The following is a 25,512-nucleotide window of genomic DNA, read 5'->3' on the forward strand; positions in this document are numbered from 1 at the left end:
ACTGGTCAGGGCTCGGCGGTCGCCCCGGTGATCGGCCAGGTCATGCGGATGACACCGCCGTACTCGTCCGAAGTGACCTCCACGTCGTCGACGAGGCCGCTGATGACCGCGAGGCCCATCCCGTCCTCCCCGCCGTCGTCGGGCTCCGGCTCGGCGGCGGCCCCGCGCCCGTTCGGCGCGGCGCCCCCGGAACCCGGGCCGGGCACCTCGTCACCGACCTCGATGGAGAACGACTTCTCCTCCTCGGTCAGCGCGACGCGCACCGGCGCCGTCAACCCGTACGCGCGGTGCAGCCCCACGGCACGGCTGCACGCCTCGCCGACGGCGAGCCTGACCTCGTCGAGGACCGCCTCGTCCACCCCTGCTCGGCGCGCCACGGCGGCCGCCACCAGGCGGGCCGTCCGGACGTGTTCGGGCTGGGCGCTGAAGCGGAGTTCAACGGTGGCCATGCGATCCCCCTCGGACGTACGGGCGTGCTTCTCAGGGGCCCCGGGCCTGGAAGGGCCCGGGGCCCCTGTTCTTCCTCCGGAGCCGTCAGTCAGTGGCGTTGACGGCTTCGTCGACCGAGCCGTGGATCGGGAACACCTTGGTGAGCCCGGTGATCCGGAAGATCTTCAGAATGCGCTCCTGGTTGCAGACGAGCCGCAGGGAGCCCTCATGGGCACGGACACGCTTGAGTCCGCCCACGAGCACGCCGAGGCCGGTGGAGTCGAGGAAGTCCACGCCCTCCATGTCGACAACCAGGTGGTAGCTGCCGTCGTTCACCAACTCGACCAACTGCTCGCGCAGCTTGGGCGCGGTATACACATCAATCTCGCCACCGACCTCGACGACCGTACGGTCGCCACCAGGGCCGGACACATTGCGAGTCGACAGGGACAGGTCCACGGATCCTCCAGCACCTTGCTATCGAGCGGCCGCTCCCTGAGTCTCCCCGGCGGAGCCAGAGAACGGATCGCCAGCCGCGATGGCATTCAATCACTTACCAGCAGCCATGCACGACGCCTTGGGACCATTGTCCGTCAAGCCAGTGACACACTCGGTGCCGATGGCCAGGAATCTCCGCCCCAGAACACCCGCCCAGGGCACGGGTGAACGACCCGACCCCGGCATGGTCCTGCACCGGCTCGCCTCGGGGGCGGACCGGGCTGCGCGCATCACTCATACGGAGCACTTGCCCCCACGTGAGGGCCGCCATGCAGTCTGGCCGCACCGCATCCGCCCGGAAGTGATCAACGCCATTCGGCGGGCCGGCGTGGAGCACCCCTGGGCCCACCAGGCGGCCGCCGCCGAGCACGCCCTGGACGGCGAGTCCGTGGTGATCGCCACCGGCACCGCCTCCGGGAAGTCCCTGGCCTACCTCGCCCCGGTCCTCAGCACGCTCCTGGACGGCTCCGAGGCCCCGAACGGACGCGGCGCCACCGCCCTGTACCTGGCCCCCACCAAGGCCCTCGCGGCCGACCAGCGGCGCTCGGTGAAGGCCCTCGCCCAGCCCCTGGGCAACGCGATCCGGCCCGCCGTCTACGACGGCGACACGCCGGTCGAAGAACGCGAATGGGTGCGTCAGTACGCCAACTACGTCCTCACCAACCCGGACATGCTGCACCGGGGCATACTCCCCGCCCACCCCAGGTGGTCCTCCTTCCTGCGCGCGCTGCGCTACGTCGTCATCGACGAGTGCCACACCTACCGGGGCGTCTTCGGCTCCCACGTCGCCCAGGTCCTGCGGCGCCTGCGCCGGCTCTGCGCCCGCTACGGCGCCGACCCCGTCTTCCTCCTCGCCTCCGCCACCGCCGCGCAGCCGTCCGTGGCCGCCCGCCGGCTGACCGGCCTGCCCGTCGTCGAGGTCGCCGACGACGCCTCCCCGCGCGGCGAGGTGGTCTTCGCCCTGTGGGAGCCGCCGCTCACCGACCTCCTCGGCGAGAAGGGCGCGCCCGTGCGCCGCACCGCCACCGCCGAGACCGCCGACCTCCTCACCGACCTCGCCGTCCAGGGAGTGCGCACGGTCGCCTTCGTCCGCTCCCGGCGCGGCGCCGAGCTCGTCGCCGTCATCGCCCAGGAACGGCTGTACGAGGTGGACCGCACCCTCGCCCGCCGCGTCGCCGCCTACCGGGGCGGCTACCTGCCCGAGGAGCGGCGGGCCCTGGAGCAGGCCCTGCACTCCGGCGAGCTGCTCGGCCTCGCCGCCACCTCCGCCCTGGAGCTGGGCATCGACGTGGCGGGCCTGGACGCCGTGATCATCTCCGGCTACCCCGGCACCCGGGCCTCGCTGTGGCAGCAGGCGGGGCGCGCCGGGCGTTCGGGCGAGGGCGCGCTGGCGATCCTGGTCGCCCGGGACGACCCGCTGGACACCTACCTCGTCCACCACCCCGAGGCGCTGTTCCAGCAGCCCGTCGAGTCGACCGTGCTCGATCCGGACAACCCCTACGTCCTCGCCCCGCACCTGTGCGCGGCCGCCGCCGAGCTGCCGCTCACCGAGTCCGACCTGGAACTCTTCGGACCGGCGAGCCCCGGCCTGATGCCGCAGCTGGAGGCCGCGAAACTGCTCCGGCGCCGCGCGTCGGGCTGGCACTGGACCCGCCGCGAGCGGGCCGCCGACCTCGCCGACATCCGGGGCGAGGGGGGCCGCCCGGTCCAGATCGTCGAGGCGTCGACGGGGCGGCTGCTCGGCACGGTCGACGCGTCCGCCGCCCACACCGCCGTCCACGACGGCGCCGTCCACCTCCACCAGGGCCGTACGTACCTGGTGGAGCGGCTGGACCTGGACGACCCCGCCGGCCCGGTCGCCCTCGTCGAGGAGGCCAGTCCGCCCTATTCGACCGTCGCCCGTGACACCACCTCCATCTCCGTGCTCGAAACCGACACCGCCGTTCCCTGGGGAGCCGGCCGCCTCTGCTACGGCTCCGTCGAGGTCACCAACCAGGTCGTCTCCTTCCTGCGCCGCAAACTCATCACCGGCGAGGTGCTCGGCGAGACCAAGCTGGACCTGCCGCCCCGCACCCTGCGCACCCGGGCCGTGTGGTGGACGGTCACCGAGGACCAGCTCGACTCCGCCCGGATCAACCCGGAGATCCTCGGGGGCGCCCTGCACGCCGCCGAGCACGCCTCGATCGGCATGCTGCCGCTCTTCGCCACCTGCGACCGCTGGGACATCGGCGGCGTCTCGGTCCCCCTGCACCCGGACACCCTGCTGCCGACGGTCTTCGTGTACGACGGCCAGCCGGGCGGCGCCGGGTTCGCGGAACGCGCCTTCCACACCGCGCGCGCGTGGCTGACGGCGACCCGCGAGGCCATCGCCTCCTGCGAGTGCGAGGCGGGCTGCCCGTCCTGCGTGCAGTCCCCCAAGTGCGGCAACGGCAACGAGCCGCTCCACAAGCGCGGCGCCGTCCGACTCCTCACGGAGCTGCTGCGGGGGGCGCCGGAGGGGCTGGAGATGCCAGAGGGACCGGAGGGGGCGGCGGGGGCGGCGGCGCCGGTATCGGCGGGGTCTGCGGCCCCCGGGGAACCGGGGCCTCCTGGCCCGCACCCCGAGGCAGGAAGCGATACGCGGGAGGCGCCGCCGGCCCCGCCCGGGACCTGACCGCCGGGGCGTACGGGTCAGGGGTGCGAGCCGTGGGCTCCTGACCCGCACCCCGAAGCAGGAAGCGGTACGCGGGAGGCGCCGCCGGCCCCGCCCGGGACCTGACCGCCGGGGCGTACGCGTCCCGGGGAGCCGGGACCTCCTGGCCCGCACCCCGAGGCAGGAAGCGGTACGCGGGAGGCGCCGCCGGCCCCGCCCGGGACCTGACCGCCGGGGCGTACGGGCCGAACTTCGCCCGTACGGTCACGTCGGCGATCTCCCCCGTCACCGTGCACCGCACCACCTCGCCGCCCTGCGCTCGGGCGACGCGGACCGCCCCGGCGCAGGCCTCGGCCGTCCCCCACAGCGCCCGGTCGGCCGCCGCCAGTGCGGCCAGGTCCGCCGCACCGCCCGCCCGGTGCCGGGCCGCCACGGCCTGCCCCAGGGCGAGCACGGCCGCGAACACCACGCAGAGCGCGGAGGCGGCCACCGCGACCCAGACGGACACCGAGCCCCGGTCCCCCGCACGGGCCGCACGAGCCGCACGGGAGCCCCCGGGAGCACCCCGCGCGCTCGGCCTCATCGCTCCTCCCCGATCAGGGGCTGCCCGACCGTGTCCTCCGCCAGCGCCACCGCGTCCCCGTTCAGCGTCAGGGCGAGCGCGTGGGGGCCCCGGGTCGGGGCTTCCACCCGTACCCGCCACAGGTCGCCGTCCCGCCGCAGCGCGACCTTCGCCCCGGGCGGGGCCGCCGAGCGGGCGGCGGCCAGCACCGCCGGCTCGGCCTCGGACCGCGCCGCCGCCCGAGCCCCGGCCCGGGCCGCGTCCAGGCACTGGATCTGCCCGGCGGCCGCCATCAGCCCCCACAGCAGCGCCAGGGCGAACGCGGCCAGCGCCGGGATCACCACCGCCGCCTCGGCCGTCACGAAGCCCCGGTCGGCCCGGAGCCCGTGCCCGTGCCCGACGGGCGGAGGGGCTTTCCCGAGCCGATGGCCGTCCGGCCCGGGAGCGCCGTCCTCAGAACTGCACATCGAGCGCCCTCCCCACCAACGACTGGAGCGCCGAGGAGACGGCCTCGCTCGTCACCACCTTGTAGAGCACCGCCGCGAAGCCGCACGCGGCGATGGTTCCCACCGCGTACTCGCTGGTCGTCATCCCGGAGTCCCCGCGCATCCGCCGCGCGACACACCGCATCCATGCCCTCATCCCAACCCCCATGCCGGTTCTGCTGGTCGTGTCTGTGGTCTCTTGCTTGATCTGTCTTGTGGTCTCTTGCCTGATCTGTTCTGTGACCTCTTGCTTGATCTGTCTTGATCGATCTCTCGGGGACGCGCTCCGCCCCCGTCCCCGCCCCCGCGCGTTCAGCGTTGGAGCAGTCCGCCCGCCAGCCCGATCACCACCGGCGCCACTCCGGCCGCCAGGAACGCGGGCAGGAAGCAGAGCCCCAGGGGCCCGGTGATCAGTACGCCCGCCCGCCGGACCCGGGCGGCCGTCGTCCTGGCCCGCTCGGCGCGGCAGCGCTCGGCCACCCGGCCGACCGGGCCGGCCGCCGGGGCCCCCGAGGAGGCGGCCCGCTCCAGGCACCGGGCCAGCCCGGCCGCGCCCGGTATCTCCCCCAACCTCCCCCACGCCTCGGCGGGCTCGCCCCCCAGTCGCAGCTCGGCGGCGATCTGCGCCAGCCGCCGCCCGACCGGGCCGTCCAGCGACTCGCCGACGGCCCCGGCCGCCTCGCGCGGGCCCGCCCCGGCCGACAGACAGGCGGCCAGCAGATCGGCCGCGAGCGGCAGCTCCGGGTCCACGGTTTTTTCGGCGTCGGAGCGCGCCCGCCGCGGTTCACGGCGGCGGACCCAGCGCCCGGCCCCGTACGCCGCCGCCAGCCCCACCCCGGCCCCCGGCACCCCGCCGATCAGTACGTAGGCGGCGGCCAGCACCCCCAAGGGGACGGCCCAAGCACCGGCCCGGCTCCGGGCAGGCGCCCCGAGCAGCGCGCCCCCGCCCAGCCACCGGACAGCCGATGACCGGAGGGTCGAGAGCCAAGTGGCCGAAGACCGGGTGGCCGACGGCTGCCCGGCCGACGACCGCCCGGCGGACGGCCACGTACCCGCCACGGCGAGGCCCGCGCCCCGCCGCCGTACCGCCCGCTCCCGGGCGCGCCGCGCCACCTCCAGCCCTGTCCACAGGACGAGGGCCGCGAGCGCCACCGTCACCCCCAGGCTGTGGAAAACCTCCGGGCGCACCCCCTCGCCCGCGTCCCCGGAGCCCAGGCCCAGTCCCGGCCCCGCCCCCAGGCCCGGCGCCGCCCCCGCACCACGCTTCAGCCCGAACTCCCCGTTCACCGCCGTTCCCCCGCCCGGGTGATCCGCGCCGTCCAGTACAGCCCGGCCGCCTCCAGCACCCCGGCCAGGGCCAGACAGCCGAAGCCTGCCGGGGTGTGGAGCAGAACCCGCAAGGGGTGCGCGCCCATCGCCGTGCCGAGCAGGAGGCCGAGGACGGGCAGCAGGGCCAGCAGCGCGGCCGTCGTGCGCGGCCCGGTCAGCTGGGCCCTCAGCTCCTCCCTCTGGTCCCGCTCGGCCCGCAGCGCCGCCTCCAGGCGCTCAAGGCCCGCCGCGAGGCCCGCGCCCCCGTCGACCGCCACCTGCCAGCACGCGGCCACTCCCGCGAGCCCCTCGGCGCCCGACTCTCGGGACGCCTCCCGCAGGGCTCCTGGCACGTCGCCGCCGAACCGTGCCGCCGCCAGCACCAGGGGTTCGGCGGCGCCGAGGGCCTCGGTGTCCCGGGTGGCCAGCGTCAGCGCCTGGCCGGGCTGGCGTCCGGCCCGCAGCTCCCCGGCGACCGCGCCGCACCAGGAGACGACCTCGTCGCCCCGGCGCCAGGTCGCCCGTTCGCGCTCCCGGGCCCGCAGCCGCCGCCCCACCAGCGGCACCGCCACCGCCCCCGCCGCCAGCGGCAGCGCCGAGTCCGCGAGGACCGCCACGACCACCGCCGCCGGCACGCACAGCCACTCCGGACGCGCCCTGGCCCGCAACCGCTCCCAGAGCCGCCCCCACGGCGGCTCGTCCGGTTCCACCGCCCCTCCCGCGACGATCAGCCGGGCCCTGCGCAGCGCCTGCTCCCGCCCCACCGAGAGCCAGGCTGCCGCGAAGGCGCACACGGCCGCCGCCGAGACCGGGGTGAGGCCGGGCGGTCCCGTCGCCGTCCAGGCGGTCACCACGCGCCTCCGAGCAGTACCCGCAGCCGCTCCCAGCCGCGCTCCTGGATGAAGCCGCCCACGCCCCAGCGCAGCGCCGGGACGGCCACCACCAGCCCCGCCGCGTCCCGTTCGAGGACCCGGACCTCGGCGACCCGGCGCCGCCCGGTCCTGTCCCGGACGAGATGGAGGACCACCGAGAGCGCCGCCGCGAGCTGGCTGTGCAGGGCCGCCCGGTCGAGTCCGGCAGCCGTGCCGAGCGCCTCCAGCCGGGCGGGGACGTCCGCGGCCGTGTTCGCGTGCACCGTGCCGCAGCCGCCCTCGTGGCCGGTGTTGAGCGCCGCCAGGAGGTCGGTGACCTCGGCGCCGCGCACCTCGCCCACGACCAGCCGGTCCGGCCGCATCCGCAGGGCCTGGCGGACCAGGTCCCGCAGGGTCACCCGGCCCGCGCCCTCCTGGTTGGCCGGACGTGACTCCAGCCGGACCACATGGGGGTGGGCGGGCCGCAACTCGGCCGAGTCCTCGGCCAGGACGATGCGCTCGCGCTCTCCCACGAGGCCGAGGAGCGTCGACAGGAGGGTCGTCTTGCCGGAGCCCGTGCCGCCGCTCACCAGGAACGAGACCCGGGCCGCGACGAGGGCCCGCAGCACCCCCTCCCCGCCCGGTGGCACCGTCCCCGCCGCGACCAGCTCGTCCAGGGAGAACGCCCTCGGCCGCACCACCCGCAGCGACAGGCAGTCCGCCCCGACCGCGACCGGCGCCAGCACCGCGTGCATCCGGGTGCCGTCGGGCAGGCGGGCGTCCACCCAGGGCCGGGCGTCGTCGAGGCGCCGCCCGGCGACCGCGGCAAGCCGCTGGGCCAGTCGGCGCACCGCGGCCGTGTCGCTGAAGCGGACCCCGGTGAGCTCGAGACCGGCGCCCCGGTCCACCCAGACCCGGTCCGGGGCCGACACCAGGACGTCGGTCACCTCGGGGTCGGCGAGCAACGGCTCCAGCGGACCCGTCCCGACCAGCTCGGAGCGCAACTCCTCGGCGCCGCCGAGCACTTCCGCGTCGCCCAGAAGGCGGCCCTGGGCCCGCAGCGCCGCCGCGACCCGGGCTGGGGTCGGCTCGGCCCCGCTCTCGGCGAGCTGTCGGCGCACCGCGTCGAGCAGCGGTCTCGGCGCGGCTGCGGCCTGACCCGGCGCCCCCGGAGACACTCCCGGTGGCGTCCCGCCGCCTCCGCCCGCCATCACGCGGCCCGTACGCGCGCGTCGCGTGCTCATGCGACCGCACCTCCCGTCAGGGCCTGCTCCCAGAAGGCGGTGCAGAAGCGGGAGAGCGGGCCGCGCACCTCGCTGCCCGGCGGCGCGCCCTTCTCCTGGGCCTCCAGCAGGCCGTACTCCACGGGGAGTTCACCGGCCAGGGGCAGCCCCAGGGCGGCCGCCACCCACTGCTCGTCGAGGCCCGCCGCGTACGGTCCGCGCACCACCGCCCGCAGGTCCCGCAGCACCATGCCGACCGAGGAGGCGACCCGGTTGGCCGCGGCCACCGCCCGCAGTTCGGCGGGGACGACGAGCAGCCCCAGGTCGAGCTGGGCCAGGGCCTCCGCCACCGCGTCGTCCACCCGCCTGGGCAGGTCGACGACCACCACGCCGCCGCGTCGGCGCGCGGCCGCGAGGACCGCCCGCATCGCCTCCGCGGGGATCGCCACCGCGTCGCCCCGGTCCCAGCTGAGGACGCGCAGCGCGTGCAGATGCGGCAGCGACTCCTCCAGGGCCCCTCCGGCGACCCGGCCGCGCGAAGCGGCGAAATCCGGCCACCGTCTGCCCTCGGCCTGTTCGCCCCCGAGCAGCACGTCGAGGCCGCCTCCCAAGGGGTCGCCGTCGATGAGCATGGTGCGCCTGCCGGCCCGGGCCGCGGTCACCGCCAGGGCGCACGCGAGCGTCGACGCACCGGCTCCGCCCCGCCCGCCGATGACTCCGACGGTGAGCGCCTGACGGCCCACGCCCTCCGCCGCGTCCGCGATCCGGTCGACGAGCCACTGCTCGGCGTCGGGCAGCCGCAGCACGTGGTCGGCGCCGATCTCCACCGCCCGCTGCCACACGCCGGGGTCGTCCTGGTCCCTGCCGACGAGCAGGACTCCGCGCCTTCGGGCGGCGCCGCGCACCCGGGCCGCCGCGTCGTCCCCGACGAGGACCAGCGGTGCGCTCTCCCAGCCGGACCGCCGCTCGGGCACCGAGTGATGGACTTCCGGTTCGGCTCCCGCGGCGGCGCACAGCCGCAGCAGATCATCGAGCAGTGCCTCGTCCTCGGTCACGATCAGCGGTCCCGGGCGCCGCCCCTGAACACCCGGTGACCGGTCGGACACGAAGGGTCCGTCCATGATCTCCGCCCCCTCTCCCTGCGATTCCCGTGTCCGCGGATCTCGCGAACTGGAATCACGGTGGAGCGGTTCCGGAAATCAAGTGGATCTTGGTCGAAAACTGTGGACAACTCGCCCGTTGTGAATATTCCGTTCACCTATACCGGTGACTTCCGGAGCGCACCGGAACCATCACGCACGGTGACGAGTCTGGACAGGTGTGAGGGAGGAGCCGACGCGGCCCGAGGGAGGGGAAGGATCGTGTGCGAGGTCCGAAAATGCATCCGGACATGCGACGACCCCCGCCGGGGGGGAGAGCGGGGGTCGTCTCTCCGGCCGACTCGGGGGGGGAGGAGCCGGACCGGGTTAGCACGGTCGCGAACGATCCGTGACTTCCATGGTGTACCCGAGAGCCTTCTCAGGCAAACCCACACGCCCCAGCGTACGCCGAATGGTGGGCGCCTATGCTCGCCTTCGTGGAAAACCACTCCTTGCCGCGGACCGCCGCCTTCTTCGACTTGGACAAGACAGTCATTGCCAAGTCGTCGACCCTCACGTTCAGCAAGTCCTTCTATCAAGGGGGACTCATCAACCGCCGGGCCGTGCTGCGTACGGCTTACGCCCAGTTCGTGTTCCTCGCCGGCGGCGCCGACCACGACCAGATGGAGCGGATGCGCCAGTACCTGTCGGCGCTCTGCAAGGGCTGGAACGTCCAGCAGGTGAAGGAGATCGTCGCCGAGACGCTCCACGATCTGATCGACCCGATCATCTACGACGAGGCGGCCTCCCTCATCGAGGAGCACCACACCGCCGGCCGTGACGTCGTGATCGTCTCGACCTCCGGCGCCGAGGTGGTCGAGCCGATCGGCGAACTGCTCGGGGCGGACCGCGTGGTGGCCACCCGGATGGTCGTGGGCCCCGACGGCTGCTTCACGGGCGACGTCGAGTACTACGCCTACGGCCCCACCAAGGCCGAGGCCGTCAAGGAGCTCGCCGCCTCCGAGGGCTACGACCTGTCCCGCTGCTACGCGTACAGCGACTCGGCGACCGACGTCCCCATGCTGGAGTCGGTCGGCCACCCCTTCGCGGTCAACCCGGATCGGGCACTCCGGCGCGAAGCGGCCATCCGAGATTGGCCGGTTCTCGTCTTCAACCGGCCGGTCCGGCTCAAGCAGCGGCTCCCCGGCCTCTCCATGCCGCCGCGCCCCGCCCTGGTCGCGGCGGCGGCGGTGGGCGCCGCCGCGGCCACCGCCGGGCTCGTCTGGTACGCGAGCCGCAGGCGCGCGGCCACGGCGGGCTGACCGAACACAACCGCGCCTGTGGAGCCGTAACCGGCACCGGCCGTTCTGCCCTGTTTGAACCTAAAAGTAAAGAAGTGCAGCCAGGGGTTCCGCTTCACCCCGGCCTGGAGTACAAATAAGGCAACGGCCCGCGAGACCTGGGACATCCGAGAGGATCACCTTCTACGCAACACGGCCCCACGGACCGAGCATGGACCATCGAGCACCCACGCGACGTCGACCCGTCGATTACGGGCCAGCCGCACCAGGTGACGGGCAGAAGTTCCCGACCTGATGGGCAACCTTCGAGGACGCTTGGTAACCCGGTGGACATGCCAGCGGCGGTACCGATCCGGTACCGCCGCAACCCTTTCCGCGAGTCTTTTCCGGCGCTGTTCCCCGCGCCGGGTGCCGGCTACGCCGCTCCGCGCTGAAGCGCCTCGCAGACCGCCGTCGACTCCCGTACACCGAGCTCGACCGAGCGCCCGCAGTGGGTGATCCAGGCGGCCACACCTTCCGGGGTCCCCGACGCGTAGCCGTCCAGCGCCGCCGCGTACGCCGCGCGCCCCTGCTCCGCGTGGCCCACCTCCGCCGGGCAGATCGCCTTCGGGTCGAGGCCGCTGCCGATCAGCACGATGCGCTCGGCGGCCCGCGCCACCAGCCCGTTGTACGAGCCGAACGGACGCAGGGCGAGCAGCTCACCGTGCACCACGGCCGCCGTGACCAGCGCCGGGGCCGAGGAGCCCGCGATGATCAGCTGGGAGAGGCCCTCCAGGCGGCCCGCCACCTCGTCCGCGTCCGGCAGCGGCAGCTCGATCAGCGGCTCGTCCACCGGCTCACCGTGCTGGCGGGGGCGGCCGACCGTGTCGGCGGAGTCGGCGGCGGCGACCAGGTGCAGCCGGGCGAGCACCCGCAGCGGCGACTGCCGCCAGATGGAGAGCAGTGGCCCGGCCTCGGCGGTCAGCCGCAGAGCGGCGCCGACCGCGCGCGCCTCGCTCTCCGAGCCGAAGTCGCTGCGCCGCCGCACCTCCTCCAGCGCCCAGTCCGCGCCGGAGAGCGCGGCGCTGCCACGCGCCCCCCGCAGCGCCGCCTCGGAGGTGATCTCGTTGCTGCGCCGGCGCATGACCCGGTGCCCGTAGACCCGGTCGACGGCTTTGCGCACGGAGTCCACGGCGTCCGGGACACCCGGCAGCGTGCCCAGGGCGACCAGCGGATCGGGGGCCGACGAGGCGTTCGTACTCATAAGTAGCGAGGCTACGCGTCCCGCGCCCACACCCCACCTTCGAGTGGTCTTCTTCACTCGCCTCCCCTACATAACGCTGTCGTACGATTACCGTTGGTGAACATGAAGATCGCTTTCGTGGGCAAGGGCGGCAGCGGCAAGACCACGCTGTCCTCGCTCTTCATCCGCCACCTCACCGCCAACGAGGCCGCCGTGCTGGCGGTCGACGCCGACATCAACCAGCACCTGGGGGCCGCGCTCGGGCTCGACGAGCCGGAGGCCGCCGCGCTGCCCGCGATGGGCGCGCACCTGCCGCTCATCAAGGACTACCTGCGCGGCACCAACCCCCGGATCGCCTCCGCCGAGACGATGATCAAGACGACTCCGCCGGGGCGCGGTTCCCGGCTGCTGCGGCTGCGCGAGTCGAATCCGGTCTACGAGGCGTGCGCGCGGCGGGTGGTGCTCGACGACGGGGACATCCGGCTGATGGCGACCGGCCCGTTCACCGAGTCCGATCTGGGGGTGGCCTGCTACCACTCGAAGGTCGGCGCGGTGGAGCTGTGCCTGAACCACCTGGTGGACGGGCCGGACGAGTACGTGGTCGTCGACATGACGGCCGGGTCGGACTCATTCGCCTCCGGGATGTTCACCCGCTTCGACATGACTTTCCTGGTGGCCGAGCCGACCCGCAAGGGCGTCTCGGTCTACCGCCAGTACAAGGAGTACGCGCGCGACTTCGGGGTCGCCCTGAAGGTCGTCGGCAACAAGGTGCAGGGCCAGGACGACCTGGACTTCCTGCGGGCCGAGGTCGGTGAGGACCTGCTGGTCACGGTCGGGCACTCCGACTGGGTGCGCGCGATGGAGAAGGGGCGCCCGCCGCGCTTCGAGCTCCTGGAGGCCGACAACCGGCTCGCCCTCCAGGCGTTGCAGAACGCGGCGGAGGACTCGTACGAGGCGCGCGACTGGGAGCGGTACACCCGCCAGATGGTCCACTTCCATCTGAAGAACGCCGAGAGCTGGGGCAACGCGAAGACGGGTGCCGACCTGGCGGCCCAGGTCGACCCCGACTTCGTCCTGCGGGAGGAGTTCGCCGTTCCGCAGCCGAGCTGACGAAAGCCCGGCGGCTCGCGGCGGGGTCAGCTCGCGGCGGCCTGCTTCAGTCCGGGCTGCGGGAGCGGCTTGGCGGACTGGACCGGCAGAGCGGGCTGGGCGGGCTGGGCGGCCAGGAAGGCCGTCCAGCCGCCCTTCGGGGCCTCTCCGACCTTCAGCTGACGGAACTTGTCGAGTGTCGACGGGTCCTGGGCGTCCAGCCAGTCGGCCAGCTGACGGAACGACACGCAGTGCACCTCGCGCTTGACGCAGACCGTCTTGATCGTATCCTCGATGGCCCGCATATAGGCGCCGCCGTTCCAGGACTCGAAGTGGTTTCCGATGATCAGCGGCGCGCGGTTGCCGTTGTACGAGCGGTCGAAGGCCTGGAGCAGGCCGTCGCGCATCTGGTTGCCCCAGTACTCGTGCTGGTCGGCCTCGCCGGTCACCGCGCCCGACTGGTTCATGTAGAAGTTGTAGTCCATGGACAGCGTCTGGAAGGCGCGGCCCGGGACCGGCACCAGCTGCATCGACAGGTCCCAGACGCCGTTGTCGTTCTTCTTCGGCCACACCTGGTCGTTGACGCCGCTGGTGTCATAGCGCCAGCCGAGCTGGCCGGCCGCCTGCACGAAGTTCTTGCGGCCCTCCAGGCAGGGGGTGCGGCCGCCGATGAGCTCCTTGTCGTAGTCGAACGGAAGTGGCGCCTCCGTCTTGAGTCCGGAGTTGGATTTCCAGTTCTTCACGAACGACTTGGCCTGTGCGATCTCGCTCTTCCACTCGTCCACCGACCAGGTGCCGACGCCGCCGTCGTTCCCGCAGAAGTGGCCGTTGAAGTGGGTGCCGATCTCGTTGCCGTCCTGCCACGCGGCGCGCAGCTGGGTGACCGTGTCCTTGATGCCCTTGACGTCGTTGAACCCGATGTCACTGCTGCCCGCCGAGTGCTTGGGCGCGGTGTACCGCTCGCGCTTGTCCTCCGGGAGCATGTACACGCCGCTGAGGAAGTACGTCATCGTCGCGTTGTACTTCTTGCCGACCTCGCGGAAGTGGGAGAACAGCCGCTGGCTGTCCTCGCCCGCGCCGTCCCAGGAGAACACCACGAACTGCGGCGGCTGCTGACCCGGCGCCAGCTTGCGCGGCTTCATCAGATGGGGCTGGGCCCCGGTGAACGCGGTGGAGCCGTCCCCGATCAGCCGGACGACGTTCTTGGGGGCGGCGGCGCCCGCTCCGGGTCCCGGCGCGGCCGCCTTGGTCCCGTTGCCCACCGAGCATCCCGCCGCGCCCGCGATCAGCGCCGCGACGACGGCGCCGGTGGCGATCCTCTTCGTGGCGGCCATCATCCGCCCACCCTCTTCCTCGCAGATCAGTAGATCCGAAGATCTCTCGTACTGAAGGTCATCAAATCGCCGCAAAAGTGACACGCAGGATGAAGGAAGGAGGCGCGACAGGCCGCACGAAAAGCTGCTTATTCACCGTTGAGAGTGAATCGCTGGACCATTTGACCGAAATGTCAAGCGCTGGCCTTTACTCTGCATTACGATTCGTTTACCGAGAGTTGAGAATCCCGCCGCTGTACGCCGTGACCCACGGCCGCGACCCCCCATCCGCGACCGCGCCGCCCCGGAGGAGACGGGAACATGTCTGCCTGCGTCCCCACCCGCACCCAGCCCCTCACTCACCCCGACAGCCACCCGCACCCGCCCGCCCCGCCCCCCGGAAGAGGAAGCCGCCGCTTCCGGATCGCCGGAGCCGATCTGGCCGCGTCCATCACCGTCTTCCTGCTGGCCGTCCCGATGTCGCTCGGCCTCGCCGTCGCCATCGACGCCCCGCTGGGAGCCAGCCTCGTCGCGGCCGGAGTCGGCGGCATCGTCGCCGGGCTGCTCGGCGGCACACCGCTCCTTGTCAGCGGCCCCTCCGCCGGACTCACGGTGGTGTCGGCCGAGTTGATCCAGAGCTACGGCTGGCGCACCACCTGCGCCATCACCGTCCTCGCGGGTCTGCTCCAGATCGCGCTCGGCTCCCTGAAGGCCGCGCGCTCCGCGCTCGCCATGAGCCCCGCCATCGTGCACGGCACCCTCGCCGGCATCGGCGCCGCCATCGCGCTCGCCCAGCTCCACATCGTCCTGGGCGGCTCCCCGCAGAGCTCGGCCGTCGACAACGCGCGGGCGCTGCCCGACCAGTTGGCCAGGGTCGGCCCCGCCGCGCCCCTCATCGGCGCGCTCACCATCGCCGTGCTCCTGACCTGGCCCCGCCTGCCCGGGCGGACGGGGAAGGTGCTGCGCCGCGTCCCCGCCGCGCTCGCCTGCGTGGTGATCGCCACCGGGGTGGCCGCCGTGGCCGCGCCGGACATCGCCCGGGTCGACCTGCCCTCCTGGGACGCGCACGTCCTGCCCGAGCTGCCGCACGGGCCGGCGGGCGGGCTGGTCGCCGCCGTGCTCACGGTGACCCTGGTCGCCAGCCTGGAGTCGCTGCTCTCCGCCGTCGCCGTGGACAAGCTGGCCGCCGAACGGCCGGGCGGCGCCCCACCCCACCGGGCCGACCTCGACCGGGAGCTGCGCGGCCAGGGCATCGCCAACGCCGTCTCCGGGCTGCTCGGCGGAATGCCGGTCTCCGGAGGCGCGGTGCGCGGCAGCGCCAACGTGCGGGCCGGAGCCACCGGCCGCGCCTCCACCGTGCTGCACGGAGTGTGGGTGCTGCTCGCGGCCGGGCTGCTGGTGACCCTCCTGGAGTGGATCCCCCTGGCGGCGCTGGCCGCGCTGGTGATGATGGTCGGCATCCAGATGGTGTCGTACGCCCATATCCGCAAGGTCCACCGGCACCGCGAGTTCCTGGTGTACGTGGCGACGGTGGGCGGGGTGCTGCTGTTCGGGGTGCTCCAGGGCGTCATCATCGGGATCGCCGTGGCCGTCGCGGTCGCGCTGCGCCGAGTGGCGCGCACCCGGATCACCGTGCACCACCAGGACGGCGCCTCGTATCTGGTGCGGGCGCGCGGGCAGTTGACGTTCCTGGCCGTACCGCGCCTGACCAGGGCGCTCGGCCAGGTGCCCCAAGGGGCGAGCGCGGTCGTGGAGTTGGACGGCTCGTTCATGGACCACGCGGCGTACGAGGCGCTCCAGGGCTGGCAGGCCACGCACACCGCGCGCGGTGGCGAGGTGCGGATCACCGGCCGGTCCGGCGGGCGCGTCTCCGAGCCCGCCTCCGGGGCGCAGAGCTGCTGCCGGCCGTGGACGCCCTGGCGCAACCACCACTGCCACGACAAGGCACCGGCGCCCCGGCGCCACGGGCATCAACTGGCCAGCGGGCTCAGCTCGTTCCAGCGCAACACCGCGCCGCTGGTGCGGGACGAGCTGGCGCGCCTCGCCCGCGAGGGGCAGCAGCCGTCCCAGCTCTTCCTCACCTGCGCGGACTCCCGGCTGGTCACCAGCATGATCACGTCGAGCGGCCCGGGCGACCTGTTCACCGTGCGCAACGTCGGCAATCTGGTGCCGCCGCCCGGGGCGGAGTGCGGCGACGACTCGGTGGCGGCGGCGATCGAGTACGCGGTGGAGGTGCTGCGCGTCGAGTCCATCACGGTCTGCGGCCACTCCGGCTGCGGCGCGATGCAGGCGCTCCTGGCCGCCGGGCCGGACGCCCCGCAGACGCCGTTGCGGCGCTGGCTGCGGCACGGGATGCCCAGCCTGGAGCGGATGGCGAGCCGCAAGCACGCCTGGGCGCGGATCGCCGGGCGGCTGCCCGCCGACGCCGTCGAGCAGCTCTGCCTCACCAACGTGGTGCAGCAGCTGGACCATCTGCGGCGCCACGAGTCGGTAGCACGTCGGCTGGCCGAGGGCACGCTGACCCTGCACGGCATGTACTTCCATGTCGGCGAGGCCCAGGCGTACTTGCTGGCGTCCGACGACTGCGAGGAGGTGTTCGAGGGCGTGGCGCCCACCCCCCTCGAAGCGGCGTTGGGCTGACGCGCCCCGCTCGAAGCGGCGCTGGGCTGACGCGCCCCGGCGGTACGCGTCGCGCCACTGCCTGAACCCAGGGCGGACCTGGTCCGTGAGACCGTCTGATGACACGCCGACGCCCCGGAAGCCCTACAGGTCTAAACCAACTTTCGGGAGACTCTTGTCACCCGGCGATTGGCCTGATGAGCTAGGGCCCGGGACACATAGGCACATAGGACGCCCTGGGAAAGGGAGATGTCGTGAGCAACGAAAGCCTGGCCAACCTCTTGAAGGAGGAGCGCCGGTTCGCTCCTCCTGCCGCGCTGGCCGCTGACGCCAACGTGACGGCAGAGGCGTACGAGCAGGCCGAGGCGGACAGGCTGGGCTTCTGGGCCGAGCAGGCCCGGCGCCTCACCTGGGCCACCGAGCCGACCGAGACGCTCGACTGGTCGAACCCCCCGTTCGCCAAGTGGTTCGCCGACGGCCGGCTCAACGTCGCGTACAACTGCGTCGACCGCCACGTCGAGGCCGGCAACGGCGACCGGGTCGCCATCCACTTCGAGGGCGAGCCCGGCGACAGCCGCGCGATCACCTACGCCGAGTTGAAGGACGAGGTCGCGCGCGCCGCCAACGCCCTGACGGAGCTGGGTGTCCGGGCCGGCGACCGGGTCGCGGTGTACATGCCGATGATTCCCGAGGCGGCCGTCGCGATGCTCGCCTGCGCGCGGATCGGCGCGGCGCACTCGGTGGTCTTCGGCGGCTTCTCGGCCGACGCGGTCGCCTCCCGTATCCAGGACGCCGACGCGAAGCTGGTCATCACGGCGGACGGCGGGTACCGGCGCGGCAAGCCGTCCGCGCTGAAGCCCGCGATCGACGACGCCGTGGCGAAGTGCCCGCAGGTCGAGCACGTCCTGGTGGTGCGGCGCACGGGGCAGGAGACCGCCTTCACCGAGGGCCGGGACGTCTGGTGGGACGACATCGTCGGGCGCCAGTCGGCCGAGCACACCCCGCAGGCGTTCGACGCCGAGCACCCGCTGTTCATCCTGTACACGTCCGGCACCACGGGGAAGCCGAAGGGCATCCTGCACACCTCGGGCGGCTATCTGACGCAGGCGGCGTACACGCACCACGCGGTCTTCGACCTCAAGCCCGAGACCGATGTGTACTGGTGCACCGCCGACATCGGCTGGGTGACCGGCCACTCGTACATCGTCTACGGGCCGCTGGCCAACGGGGCGACGCAGGTCATGTACGAGGGCACGCCGGACACCCCGCACCAGGGGCGGTTCTGGGAGATCGTCCAGAAGTACGGGGTGACGATCCTCTACACGGCGCCCACCGCGATCCGGACGTTCATGAAGTGGGGCGACGACATCCCCGCGAAGTTCGACCTGTCGTCGCTGCGGGTGCTGGGGTCGGTGGGCGAGCCCATCAACCCGGAGGCGTGGATCTGGTACCGCAAGCACATCGGCGCGGACACCTGCCCGATCGTGGACACCTGGTGGCAGACCGAGACCGGCGCGATGATGATCTCGCCGCTGCCGGGCGTGACCGAGACCAAGCCGGGGTCCGCGCAGCGGGCGCTGCCGGGCATCTCGGCGACCGTCGTGGACGACGAGGCGCGCGAGGTGCCGGACGGGGGCGGCGGGTACCTCGTCCTCACCGAGCCGTGGCCGTCGATGCTGCGCACGATCTGGGGTGACGACCAGCGGTTCATCGACACGTACTGGTCGCGGTTCGAGGGGAAGTACTTCGCCGGGGACGGGGCGAAGAAGGACGAGGACGGGGACATCTGGCTGCTCGGCCGGGTCGACGACGTGATGCTCGTGTCCGGGCACAACATCTCCACGACCGAGGTCGAGTCGGCGCTCGTCTCGCATCCCTCGGTCGCCGAGGCGGCTGTCGTCGGCGCGGCCGACGAGACGACCGGGCAGGCGATCGTGGCGTTCGTGATCCTGCGGGGGTCGGCTGCGCAGACCGAGGGGCTCGTGGAGGAGCTTCGGGCGCATGTGGGGGCCACGCTGGGGCCGATCGCCAAGCCGAAGCGGATTCTGCCGGTGGCGGAGCTGCCGAAGACGCGGTCGGGGAAGATCATGCGGCGGTTGCTGCGGGATGTGGCGGAGAACCGGGAGCTGGGGGATGTCACGACGCTGACGGATTCCTCGGTGATGGATCTGATTCAGACGCAGTTGCCGGGGGCGTCGAGCGAGGACTGAGGACTGAGGACTGAGGTGGCGTCGGGGGGGTTTCCCCCCACCCCGCCCCTTCCCTAAACCCTCCGGGGGTGGGGTGGGGGCGGGTTTGCCGTGGGCTGCGCCCTCCGAACCCCCTGTTCGTCTGCGGGTCGGTGGGGGCTGGTCGCGCAGTTCCCCGCGCCCCTTGAAAGCCGGCGGGCGGCCTGGTCCCTCGGGGGCGGGCCGGTGGGTAGGCGGGTTTGCCGGGGGCTGCGCCCCCCGGGCCCCCTGTTCGTCTGCGGGTCGGTGGGGGCTGGTCGCGCAGTTCCCCGCGCCCCTTAAAAGCCGGCGGGCGGCCTGGCCCCTCGGGTGCGGGCCCCCAGAACCCCGTCCCCCTTAGGGGCGCGGGGAACTGCGCGAGCAACCGACCACCGGCCCGCAGACGAGGTCCGGCCCGTTAAGGGGCGCGGGGAACTGCGCGAGCAGCCCACCACCGGCCCGCAGACGAACCCCAAGCCTGAAAGGGGCGCGGGGAACTGCGCGAGCAACCCGCCACCCGCCCGCAGACGAAACCCCGGCCCATCCGGGGTGCCCCTGATCTGGCGACGCCCGTTTCGTCGGGTTCGTTCTGGCGTGCCCGGGTAAAGGCTTAGGTAAAGTAAGGACCCAGGTGCGCCGGGAAGTCTGGTCGGCAACGTGGTTTGCCATGCCCGCCGAGCTCAGCCGAACCGAGTTCAGCCGTACCGGACCGGAGGTCACCCCCCGTGGTCGCGCCCGACACCCTCAAGGACAGCCGCCGAAAGTTCCTCGGGCGGCTCTCGCTGCCCGAGCGGAACTACGTCGCCGAGGCGCTGCGCGCCGAGACCGTCGGCGGAGTGCTGCTCCTCGTCGCCGCGATCGCCGCGTTGATCTGGGCCAATGTGTGGGGCGGCAGCTACGCCGACGTCCAGGGCTTCCATGTCGGCGTCGGCTCCCTCGGGCTCGACCTCTCCCTCCAGCACTGGGCCGCCGACGGCCTCCTCGCCGTCTTCTTCTTCGTCGCCGGCATCGAGCTCAAGCGCGAACTCGTCGCCGGTGAGCTGCGCGACCCCAAGGCCGCCGCGCTGCCCGTGATCGCCGCGCTCTGCGGAATGGCGGTGCCCGCACTCGTCTACGCGCTGGTCAACGCCGTGGGCGGCGGGGCGATGGACGGCTGGGCCGTGCCCACCGCCACCGACATCGCCTTCGCGCTCGCCGTGCTCGCGGTCATCGGCACCTCGCTGCCGAGCGCCCTGCGCGCGTTCCTGCTCACGCTCGCCGTCGTCGACGACCTCTTCGCGATCCTCATCATCACCGTCTTCTTCACCACGGAGATCGACTTCGTGGCGCTCGGCGGCGCGTTCGCGGGTCTCGCCCTGTTCTGGGTGCTGCTGCGCACGGGCGTGCGCGGCTGGTACGTGTACGTACCGCTGGCGCTGGTCGTCTGGGGCCTGATGTACAACAGCGGCGTCCACTCCACCATCGCGGGCGTCGCCATGGGCCTGATGCTGCGCTGCACCCGCCGCGAGGGCGAGGAGCACTCCCCCGGCGAGCACATCGAGCACCTGGTGCGCCCCCTCTCCGCCGGGCTCGCCGTGCCGCTCTTCGCCCTGATGTCGGCCGGGGTCGGGGTCAGCGGCGGGGCGCTCGCGGACGTCTTCACCCGGCCCGAGACGCTCGGCGTGGTGCTCGGTCTGGTGGTCGGCAAGGCGGTGGGCATCTTCGGCGGGACGTGGTGCGCCGCGCGGTTCACCAGGGCGGAGCTCAACGAGGACCTCGCCTGGGCGGACGTCTTCGCGGTGGCGGCACTCGCCGGGATCGGCTTCACCGTCTCGCTGCTCATCGGCGAGCTGGCCTTCGACGGCGAGGGCGCGCTCGCGGACGAGATCAAGGCGGCCGTCCTGACCGGCTCGCTGATCGCGGCCGTCTTCGCCACCGTCCTGCTGAAGCTGCGCGTACGCCGCTACCGCGCGCTCGTCGACGAGGAGGAGCGCGACGAGGACCACGACGGCATCCCGGATGTGTACGAACAGCACAATCCGGCCTACCACCTGCGGATGGCCGTCCTCTACGAGGCGAAGGCCGCCGAGCACCGCCGCCTCGCGCAAGTGGCGGGGGCGGGGAGCGACGAGGCCGACCGTCCGGCATGATCTGACATCTGGGCCGGAGAAGGACATCTGGGCCGGGAGATGACGGGACCGGAGAGAGAAGAGGGAGTCAGCGAATGAGCGACCCCAGCAACACCGCCGTCGGCGGCGCCGACCGCAGCCTCGGCCAGCTGGTCGCCTCGGCGACGGCCGAGATGTCCGCGCTGGTGCACGACGAGATCGCGCTCGCCAAGGCGGAGCTGCGCCAGGACGTCAAGCGCGGGGCGATCGGTGGCCTCGCCATCAGTACGGCGGGCGTGTTCGCCCTGTTCTCGCTGCCGGTGCTGAGCTTCGCGGCGGCGTACGGGATCCACAACCTGGGCCTCGGCCTCGCCTGGTCGTTCCTGATCGTGGGCGGGGCGTTCCTGCTGCTCGCGGGCCTGCTCGCGCTGCTGTCGGTGTCCAAGTTCAAGAAGGTCAAGCCGCCGGAGAAGTCCATCGCCTCGGCCAAGCAGACCGCCGCCGTGCTCGGGGGCGTCAAGCCGCATCCCCGCCCGGTCACGGAGCAGACCCCGGCTGTGGCACGCTCGTCTGCATGACCGCACCTGATACCGGTACCGGCGCCACGGGCAGCCCCGGCGGCACGGGCAGCCCTGTCCGCATCGATGGTCCCTGGACACACAGGGACGTAGCGGCCAATGGTGCGCGCTTCCACATCGCGGAGCTGGGTGACGGTCCGCTGGTGTTGCTCCTCCACGGCTTCCCGCAGTTCTGGTGGACGTGGCGGCACCAGCTGACCGCCCTCGCCGACGCCGGTTTCCGGGCGGTCGCGATGGACCTGCGGGGCGTCGGCGGCAGCGACCGCACCCCGCGGGGCTACGACCCGGCCAACCTCGCGCTGGACATCACCGGGGTCGTCCGGTCGCTGGGCGAGCCCGACGCGGCGCTGGTCGGCCACGACCTGGGCGGCTATCTGGCGTGGACGGCGGCCGTGATGCGGCCCAAGCTGGTGCGCCGCCTGGTGGTGTCCTCGATGCCGCACCCCCGGCGCTGGCGCTCCGCGATGCTCTCCGACTTCGCGCAGTCGCGGGCCGGTTCGTACATCTGGGGCTTCCAGCGGCCGTGGCTGCCGGAGCGTCGGCTCGTCGCGGACGACGCGGAGCTGGTGGGGCGGCTGGTGCGGGAGTGGTCGGGTCCGCTGGCGCCCGAGGACGAGGCCGTGGAGACGTACCGGAAGGCGATGACCATCCCCTCGACCGCGCACTGCTCGATCGAGCCGTACCGCTGGATGGTGCGCTCACTGGCCCGGCCCGACGGCATCCAGTTCAACCGCCGGATGAAGCGGCCGGTACGGGTACCGACGCTGCATCTGCACGGTTCGCTCGACCCGGTGATGCGCACCCGCAGCGCGGCGGGCTCCGGCGAGTACGTCGAAGCCCCCTACCGCTGGCGGCTGTTCGACGGCCTGGGCCACTTCCCCCACGAGGAGGACCCGGCCGCGTTCTCGTCCGAGCTGGTGAACTGGCTGAAGGATCCCGAGCCCGACCGCTAGCGCCGCCGGTCCGTCGCCCCGGCCGGCGGGGCTGCGGCGGGCTGCGGCGGGGCTGTCCGGGGAGCGGACGGGAACGTTTGTCTGACGAACAGCCAAATGCCCGGCGCATAGGCCAATTGGCCGCCCAAGTCGCGGTTACCGACCTTGGGCCCCGGGCAGACGTCGGGGTATGGGCTGGACGCACGACTACGGTGACGCAGCACGCAACCGCCGCTCGGCCACCGCGCCGATTTCGCACGAGAGGGGTGGCCCGCAGGCTCAGGGCCATGATCCCCAACTCGGTATTCCGCGTATCCTCCGTCGCCGGGCCCGCTGGGTCTCGGCCCGGCTGCGCCATTCGCGCACGTAGGACGCGCCCCGGACGCCCGGCGTCCGTACGGGATCACCGGCGCAGATACGCGAGCCCCGGGTGCGCGTCCCGGTAGCCGTCCAGGAGGCGGTGGGCCACCTGGACGGAGTCGACCAGCGGGTGCAGGGCGAAGGCCTTCACCGCCGCCCGCGCCGACCCGCCCTCGGCGGCCTCCAGGACACACCGCTCGACCGCCTTCACCGCGCTGACCAGGCCCGCCTCATGGCCCGTCAGCTGGGTGACGGGCAGCGCGCGCGGGCCCGACGCGTCGACGCGGCACGGGATCTCCACGACCGCCTCGGCGTCGAGGGCGTGCAGCGAGGAGCCGTTGGGGACGTTCAGGATCAGCGTCGCCGGTTCGTCGCGCGCGATCGCCCGCATCAGCGCCAGCGCGACGTTCTCGTACCCGCCTGACTCCAGGTCGTCCGGCGCACGCTCGCCCGCGCCCGAGACCTCCCGGTTCTCGGACATGTACGTGGCCTCGCGCTCGGCGCGGGTGCGGTCCCAGGCGTCCCACGCCCGCTCGCGGCCGTCCCGGGACTCGGCAAGGCCCGCGTAGAAGCGCTCCTGCTGGCCGAGGAGGAAGGCACCCCGGGTGAGCTCCGCCTGCCGGTACGCGGCGACGGCCTCGCGGTTGAAGTAGTAGTAGTGCAGGTACTCGTTGGGCACCGAGCCCAGCGAGCGCAGCCAGTCGGCGCCGAAGAGCCGGCCCTCCTCGAACGAGGTCAGCAGCGCGTCGTCCGCGAACAGCCGCGGCAGCACGTCCTGTTCGCCCTCGTAGAGGCCGTGCAGCCAGCCCAAATGGTTCAGGCCCGCGTAGTCCAGCCGCACGGCGTCCGGGTCGGCGCCGACCGTACGGGCCACGCGGCGGGCCAGGCCGACCGGTGAGTCGCAGATCCCGATGACCCGGTCGCCCAGGTGGCGGGCCATGGCCTCGGTGACGAGGCCGGCCGGGTTGGTGAAGTTGATGACCCAGGCGTCCGGCGCGAGCGCCTTGATCCGGCGGGCGAGGGCGTCCGCCACGGGCACGGTCCGCAGGCCGTACGCGATCCCGCCCGCGCCGACCGTCTCCTGGCCCAGGACGCCCTCGGCGAGCGCGATCCGCTCGTCCGCCGCCCGGCCCGCGAGGCCGCCGACGCGGATCGCGGAGAAGACGAAGTCGGCGCCGCGCAGCGCCTCGTCCAGATCGGTCACCGCCCGGACGGCCGGGGCGTCCGCGGCGCCGCGCGCCTGGTCCGCGAGGACCCGGGCGATGGCGGCGAGCCGGGCCGCGTCCACGTCGTACAGCGTGACCTCGGTGATCCGGCCGGGGGCGTGGTCGCGCAGCAGGGCACCGTACACGAGCGGCACGCGGAAACCGCCGCCGCCGAGGATCGTCAGTCGCATTCCGGCCTCTTCGGGGAGTCGGGGTCAGCGGGGAGTCGGGGCCGGCGGGACGCCGGGGTCAGGGGGCGGCGGCGGCAGGGGAACGCCGGGGTCAGGGGGGCGGCGCGGCGGCCGTCACAGGGCGCACTGCTGGCTGTCCACCTGCTGGTTGGCGGTGCGGCCCAGCTGGATGTCCTCGCGGATCTCGTTCGCCGTCAGCGCGTACCCGGTGTTGGGGTCATCGAGGGACTTGGCGAAGACCACTCCGTAGACCTTGCCGTCGGGGGTGAGGAGGGGGCCGCCGGAGTTGCCGGGGCGGACCGTGGTGAACAGCGAGTAGACCTCGCGGGTGACCGTGCCGCGGTGGTAGATGTCCGGGCCGGGCGGGGTGATCCGGCCGCGCACGCGGGCGGCGCGCACGTCGTACGGCTGGTCCTCGGGGAAGCCCGCGACGATCGCGCCGCTGCCGCTGTGCGCCTGCTGCGCGGCGAAGCGCAGCACCGGGGCCTTCAGGTCCGGCACGTCCAGGACCGCGATGTCGCGGCGCCAGTCGTAGACGACGACCCTCGCGTCGTACGTCCGCCCCTGACCGCCTATCTGGATCTTGGGGTCGGACACGCCGCCCACCACATGGGCGTTGGTCATCACCCGGCGCTCGGCGAAGACGAAACCGGTGCCCTCCAGGCGCTTGCCGCAGCTCGGCGCGGTGCCGGTGACCTTGACGATCGAGCGCTTGGCGGAGGCCGCGACCGGGCTGGAGGCCAGCGCCTGGTCCGGGGGCGGGACCTTGGTGATCGACTCGTTGGTGAACGGGGCGAAGACCTGCGGCAGCCCGTTCTGCGCGAGCATCGAGGAGAAGTCCGAGAACCAGGTGTACGCCTGCTGGGGCATCGCCTTGTCGACGCCGCGCAGGATGCGGGAGTCGTTGACCGCCCGGCCCAGCGCGTTCCCCCGGCCGGAGGAGTCCTGGGGGTCGGCGAGCGGGGCGAGCGCGGTGCCGATCAGCCAGGCGACCAGGAGCATCGCGACGACGTTGACCAGCGCGCCGCCGGTGGCGTCCAGGGCGCGCGCGGGCGACCAGGTGATGTGCTGGCGCAGCTTGTTGCCCAGGTGGGTGGTGAAGGCCTGGCCCACGGAGGCGCAGACGATCACGACGACGACCGCCACGATGGCGGCGGTGGTCGACACGTCCCGCTTGTCCGTCAGCTGGTCCCAGATGACCGGCAGCAGATACACGGCGATGAGACCACCGCCGAGGAAGCCGATCACCGACAGGATGCCGACGACGAAGCCCTGGCGGTAGCCGACGATCGCGAACCACACGGCGGCGACCAGCAACAGGATGTCCAGCACGTTCACGGG

The 25,512-nt window shown here is 73.2% G+C and carries 21 protein-coding genes and 1 pseudogene; 9 read left to right on the forward strand and 13 right to left on the reverse strand.

Annotation, left to right across the window (positions count from 1 at the left end; genetic code table 11):
- Positions 1-5: 5 nt before the first annotated feature.
- Positions 6-449, reverse strand: coding sequence for an ATP-binding protein (locus AC069K_RS29740; RefSeq protein ID WP_365100074.1), 444 nt, complete (start codon positions 447-449; stop codon positions 6-8).
- Between the two features lie 85 nt (positions 450-534).
- Positions 535-888 carry an STAS domain-containing protein gene (locus tag AC069K_RS29745; protein WP_053728100.1) on the reverse strand — a complete coding sequence of 118 codons (354 nt, stop codon included), beginning with the start codon at positions 886-888 and terminating at the stop codon, positions 535-537.
- Between the two features lie 79 nt (positions 889-967).
- Here AC069K_RS29745 and AC069K_RS29750 point away from each other — a divergent pair, with 79 nt between their 5' ends.
- On the forward strand, positions 968-3,580 hold the full coding sequence (locus AC069K_RS29750; protein ID WP_478621504.1) for a DEAD/DEAH box helicase: 2,613 nt from the start codon (positions 968-970) through the stop codon (positions 3,578-3,580).
- Between the two features lie 250 nt (positions 3,581-3,830).
- Here AC069K_RS29750 and AC069K_RS29755 read toward each other — a convergent pair.
- From AC069K_RS29755 to ssd, 7 genes and pseudogenes are all read right to left on the reverse strand, one after another.
- Positions 3,831-4,142, reverse strand: a pseudogene (locus tag AC069K_RS29755) (Rv3654c family TadE-like protein); the annotation flags it as partial.
- On the reverse strand, positions 4,139-4,588 hold the full coding sequence (locus AC069K_RS29760) for a TadE family type IV pilus minor pilin (RefSeq protein WP_478621506.1): 450 nt from the start codon (positions 4,586-4,588) through the stop codon (positions 4,139-4,141). The gene AC069K_RS29760 and the pseudogene AC069K_RS29755, both read right to left, overlap by 4 nt.
- Positions 4,575-4,775 (reverse strand): DUF4244 domain-containing protein, encoded by a 201-nt coding sequence (locus AC069K_RS29765; RefSeq protein WP_365100070.1) that lies wholly within the window; start codon positions 4,773-4,775, stop codon positions 4,575-4,577. Before AC069K_RS29765 ends, AC069K_RS29760 begins: the two co-directional genes overlap by 14 nt.
- A 143-nt stretch (positions 4,776-4,918) precedes the next feature.
- Positions 4,919-5,794: a type II secretion system F family protein gene (locus AC069K_RS29770; protein ID WP_478621570.1), complete on the reverse strand. Its 876-nt coding sequence runs from the start codon at positions 5,792-5,794 to the stop codon at positions 4,919-4,921.
- 95 nt (positions 5,795-5,889) lie between these two features.
- Positions 5,890-6,765, reverse strand: coding sequence for a type II secretion system F family protein (locus AC069K_RS29775; protein ID WP_478621508.1), 876 nt, complete (start codon positions 6,763-6,765; stop codon positions 5,890-5,892).
- Positions 6,762-8,009: a TadA family conjugal transfer-associated ATPase gene (locus AC069K_RS29780; RefSeq protein WP_478621510.1), complete on the reverse strand. Its 1,248-nt coding sequence runs from the start codon at positions 8,007-8,009 to the stop codon at positions 6,762-6,764. The genes AC069K_RS29775 and AC069K_RS29780 overlap by 4 nt, the downstream gene beginning before the upstream one ends.
- A complete protein-coding gene (ssd, locus tag AC069K_RS29785; RefSeq protein WP_358832024.1) occupies positions 8,006-9,109 on the reverse strand; it encodes a septum site-determining protein Ssd in 1,104 nt (367 codons plus the stop codon). The genes AC069K_RS29780 and ssd overlap by 4 nt, the downstream gene beginning before the upstream one ends.
- A 443-nt stretch (positions 9,110-9,552) precedes the next feature.
- Between ssd and AC069K_RS29790 the strand changes: the two genes are divergently transcribed.
- Entirely contained in the window at positions 9,553-10,389 is an 837-nt protein-coding gene (locus tag AC069K_RS29790; RefSeq protein WP_365100060.1) for an HAD family hydrolase, read from the forward strand.
- A gap of 394 nt (positions 10,390-10,783) precedes the next feature.
- Here AC069K_RS29790 and AC069K_RS29795 read toward each other — a convergent pair whose 3' ends face one another.
- On the reverse strand, positions 10,784-11,611 hold the full coding sequence (locus tag AC069K_RS29795) for a Fic family protein (RefSeq protein ID WP_478621513.1): 828 nt from the start codon (positions 11,609-11,611) through the stop codon (positions 10,784-10,786).
- 102 nt (positions 11,612-11,713) lie between these two features.
- Here AC069K_RS29795 and AC069K_RS29800 point away from each other — a divergent pair, with 102 nt between their 5' ends.
- Positions 11,714-12,700: an ATP-binding protein gene (locus AC069K_RS29800; RefSeq protein WP_365100056.1), complete on the forward strand. Its 987-nt coding sequence runs from the start codon at positions 11,714-11,716 to the stop codon at positions 12,698-12,700.
- A 26-nt stretch (positions 12,701-12,726) separates the two neighbouring features.
- On the opposite strand, the gene AC069K_RS29805 is transcribed toward AC069K_RS29800, so the two are convergent.
- On the reverse strand, positions 12,727-14,016 hold the full coding sequence (locus AC069K_RS29805) for a polysaccharide deacetylase family protein (RefSeq protein WP_365100054.1): 1,290 nt from the start codon (positions 14,014-14,016) through the stop codon (positions 12,727-12,729).
- Between the two features lie 297 nt (positions 14,017-14,313).
- On the opposite strand from AC069K_RS29805, the gene AC069K_RS29810 reads away from it, so the two are divergent.
- The 6 genes from AC069K_RS29810 (at position 14,314) to AC069K_RS29835 (ending at position 22,785) form a co-directional block, all read left to right on the forward strand.
- Positions 14,314-16,632: a bifunctional SulP family inorganic anion transporter/carbonic anhydrase gene (locus tag AC069K_RS29810; RefSeq protein WP_478621516.1), complete on the forward strand. Its 2,319-nt coding sequence runs from the start codon at positions 14,314-14,316 to the stop codon at positions 16,630-16,632.
- A gap of 233 nt (positions 16,633-16,865) precedes the next feature.
- A complete protein-coding gene (acs, locus tag AC069K_RS29815) occupies positions 16,866-18,821 on the forward strand; it encodes an acetate--CoA ligase (RefSeq protein WP_478621518.1) in 1,956 nt (651 codons plus the stop codon).
- A 722-nt stretch (positions 18,822-19,543) separates the two neighbouring features.
- Positions 19,544-20,947 carry a Na+/H+ antiporter NhaA gene (gene nhaA / locus AC069K_RS29820; RefSeq protein WP_478621520.1) on the forward strand — a complete coding sequence of 468 codons (1,404 nt, stop codon included), beginning with the start codon at positions 19,544-19,546 and terminating at the stop codon, positions 20,945-20,947.
- A gap of 74 nt (positions 20,948-21,021) precedes the next feature.
- On the forward strand, positions 21,022-21,483 hold the full coding sequence (locus tag AC069K_RS29825) for a phage holin family protein (RefSeq protein WP_358832016.1): 462 nt from the start codon (positions 21,022-21,024) through the stop codon (positions 21,481-21,483).
- Positions 21,480-22,436 (forward strand): alpha/beta fold hydrolase, encoded by a 957-nt coding sequence (locus AC069K_RS29830; protein WP_365100046.1) that lies wholly within the window; start codon positions 21,480-21,482, stop codon positions 22,434-22,436. The genes AC069K_RS29825 and AC069K_RS29830 overlap by 4 nt, the downstream gene beginning before the upstream one ends.
- A 169-nt stretch (positions 22,437-22,605) precedes the next feature.
- Positions 22,606-22,785: a hypothetical protein gene (locus tag AC069K_RS29835; protein WP_358832014.1), complete on the forward strand. Its 180-nt coding sequence runs from the start codon at positions 22,606-22,608 to the stop codon at positions 22,783-22,785.
- Between the two features lie 33 nt (positions 22,786-22,818).
- Here AC069K_RS29835 and AC069K_RS29840 read toward each other — a convergent pair whose 3' ends face one another.
- The gene (locus AC069K_RS29840; RefSeq protein ID WP_478621523.1) at positions 22,819-24,171 is read right to left on the reverse strand and encodes a 6-phospho-beta-glucosidase; all 1,353 of its coding nucleotides are present in this window, start codon (positions 24,169-24,171) and stop codon (positions 22,819-22,821) included.
- A gap of 114 nt (positions 24,172-24,285) precedes the next feature.
- Entirely contained in the window at positions 24,286-25,509 is a 1,224-nt protein-coding gene (locus tag AC069K_RS29845; RefSeq protein WP_365100042.1) for a MarP family serine protease, read from the reverse strand.
- Positions 25,510-25,512 lie beyond the last annotated feature (3 nt).

This window comes from Streptomyces sp. NPDC043908 (assembly GCF_056435525.1).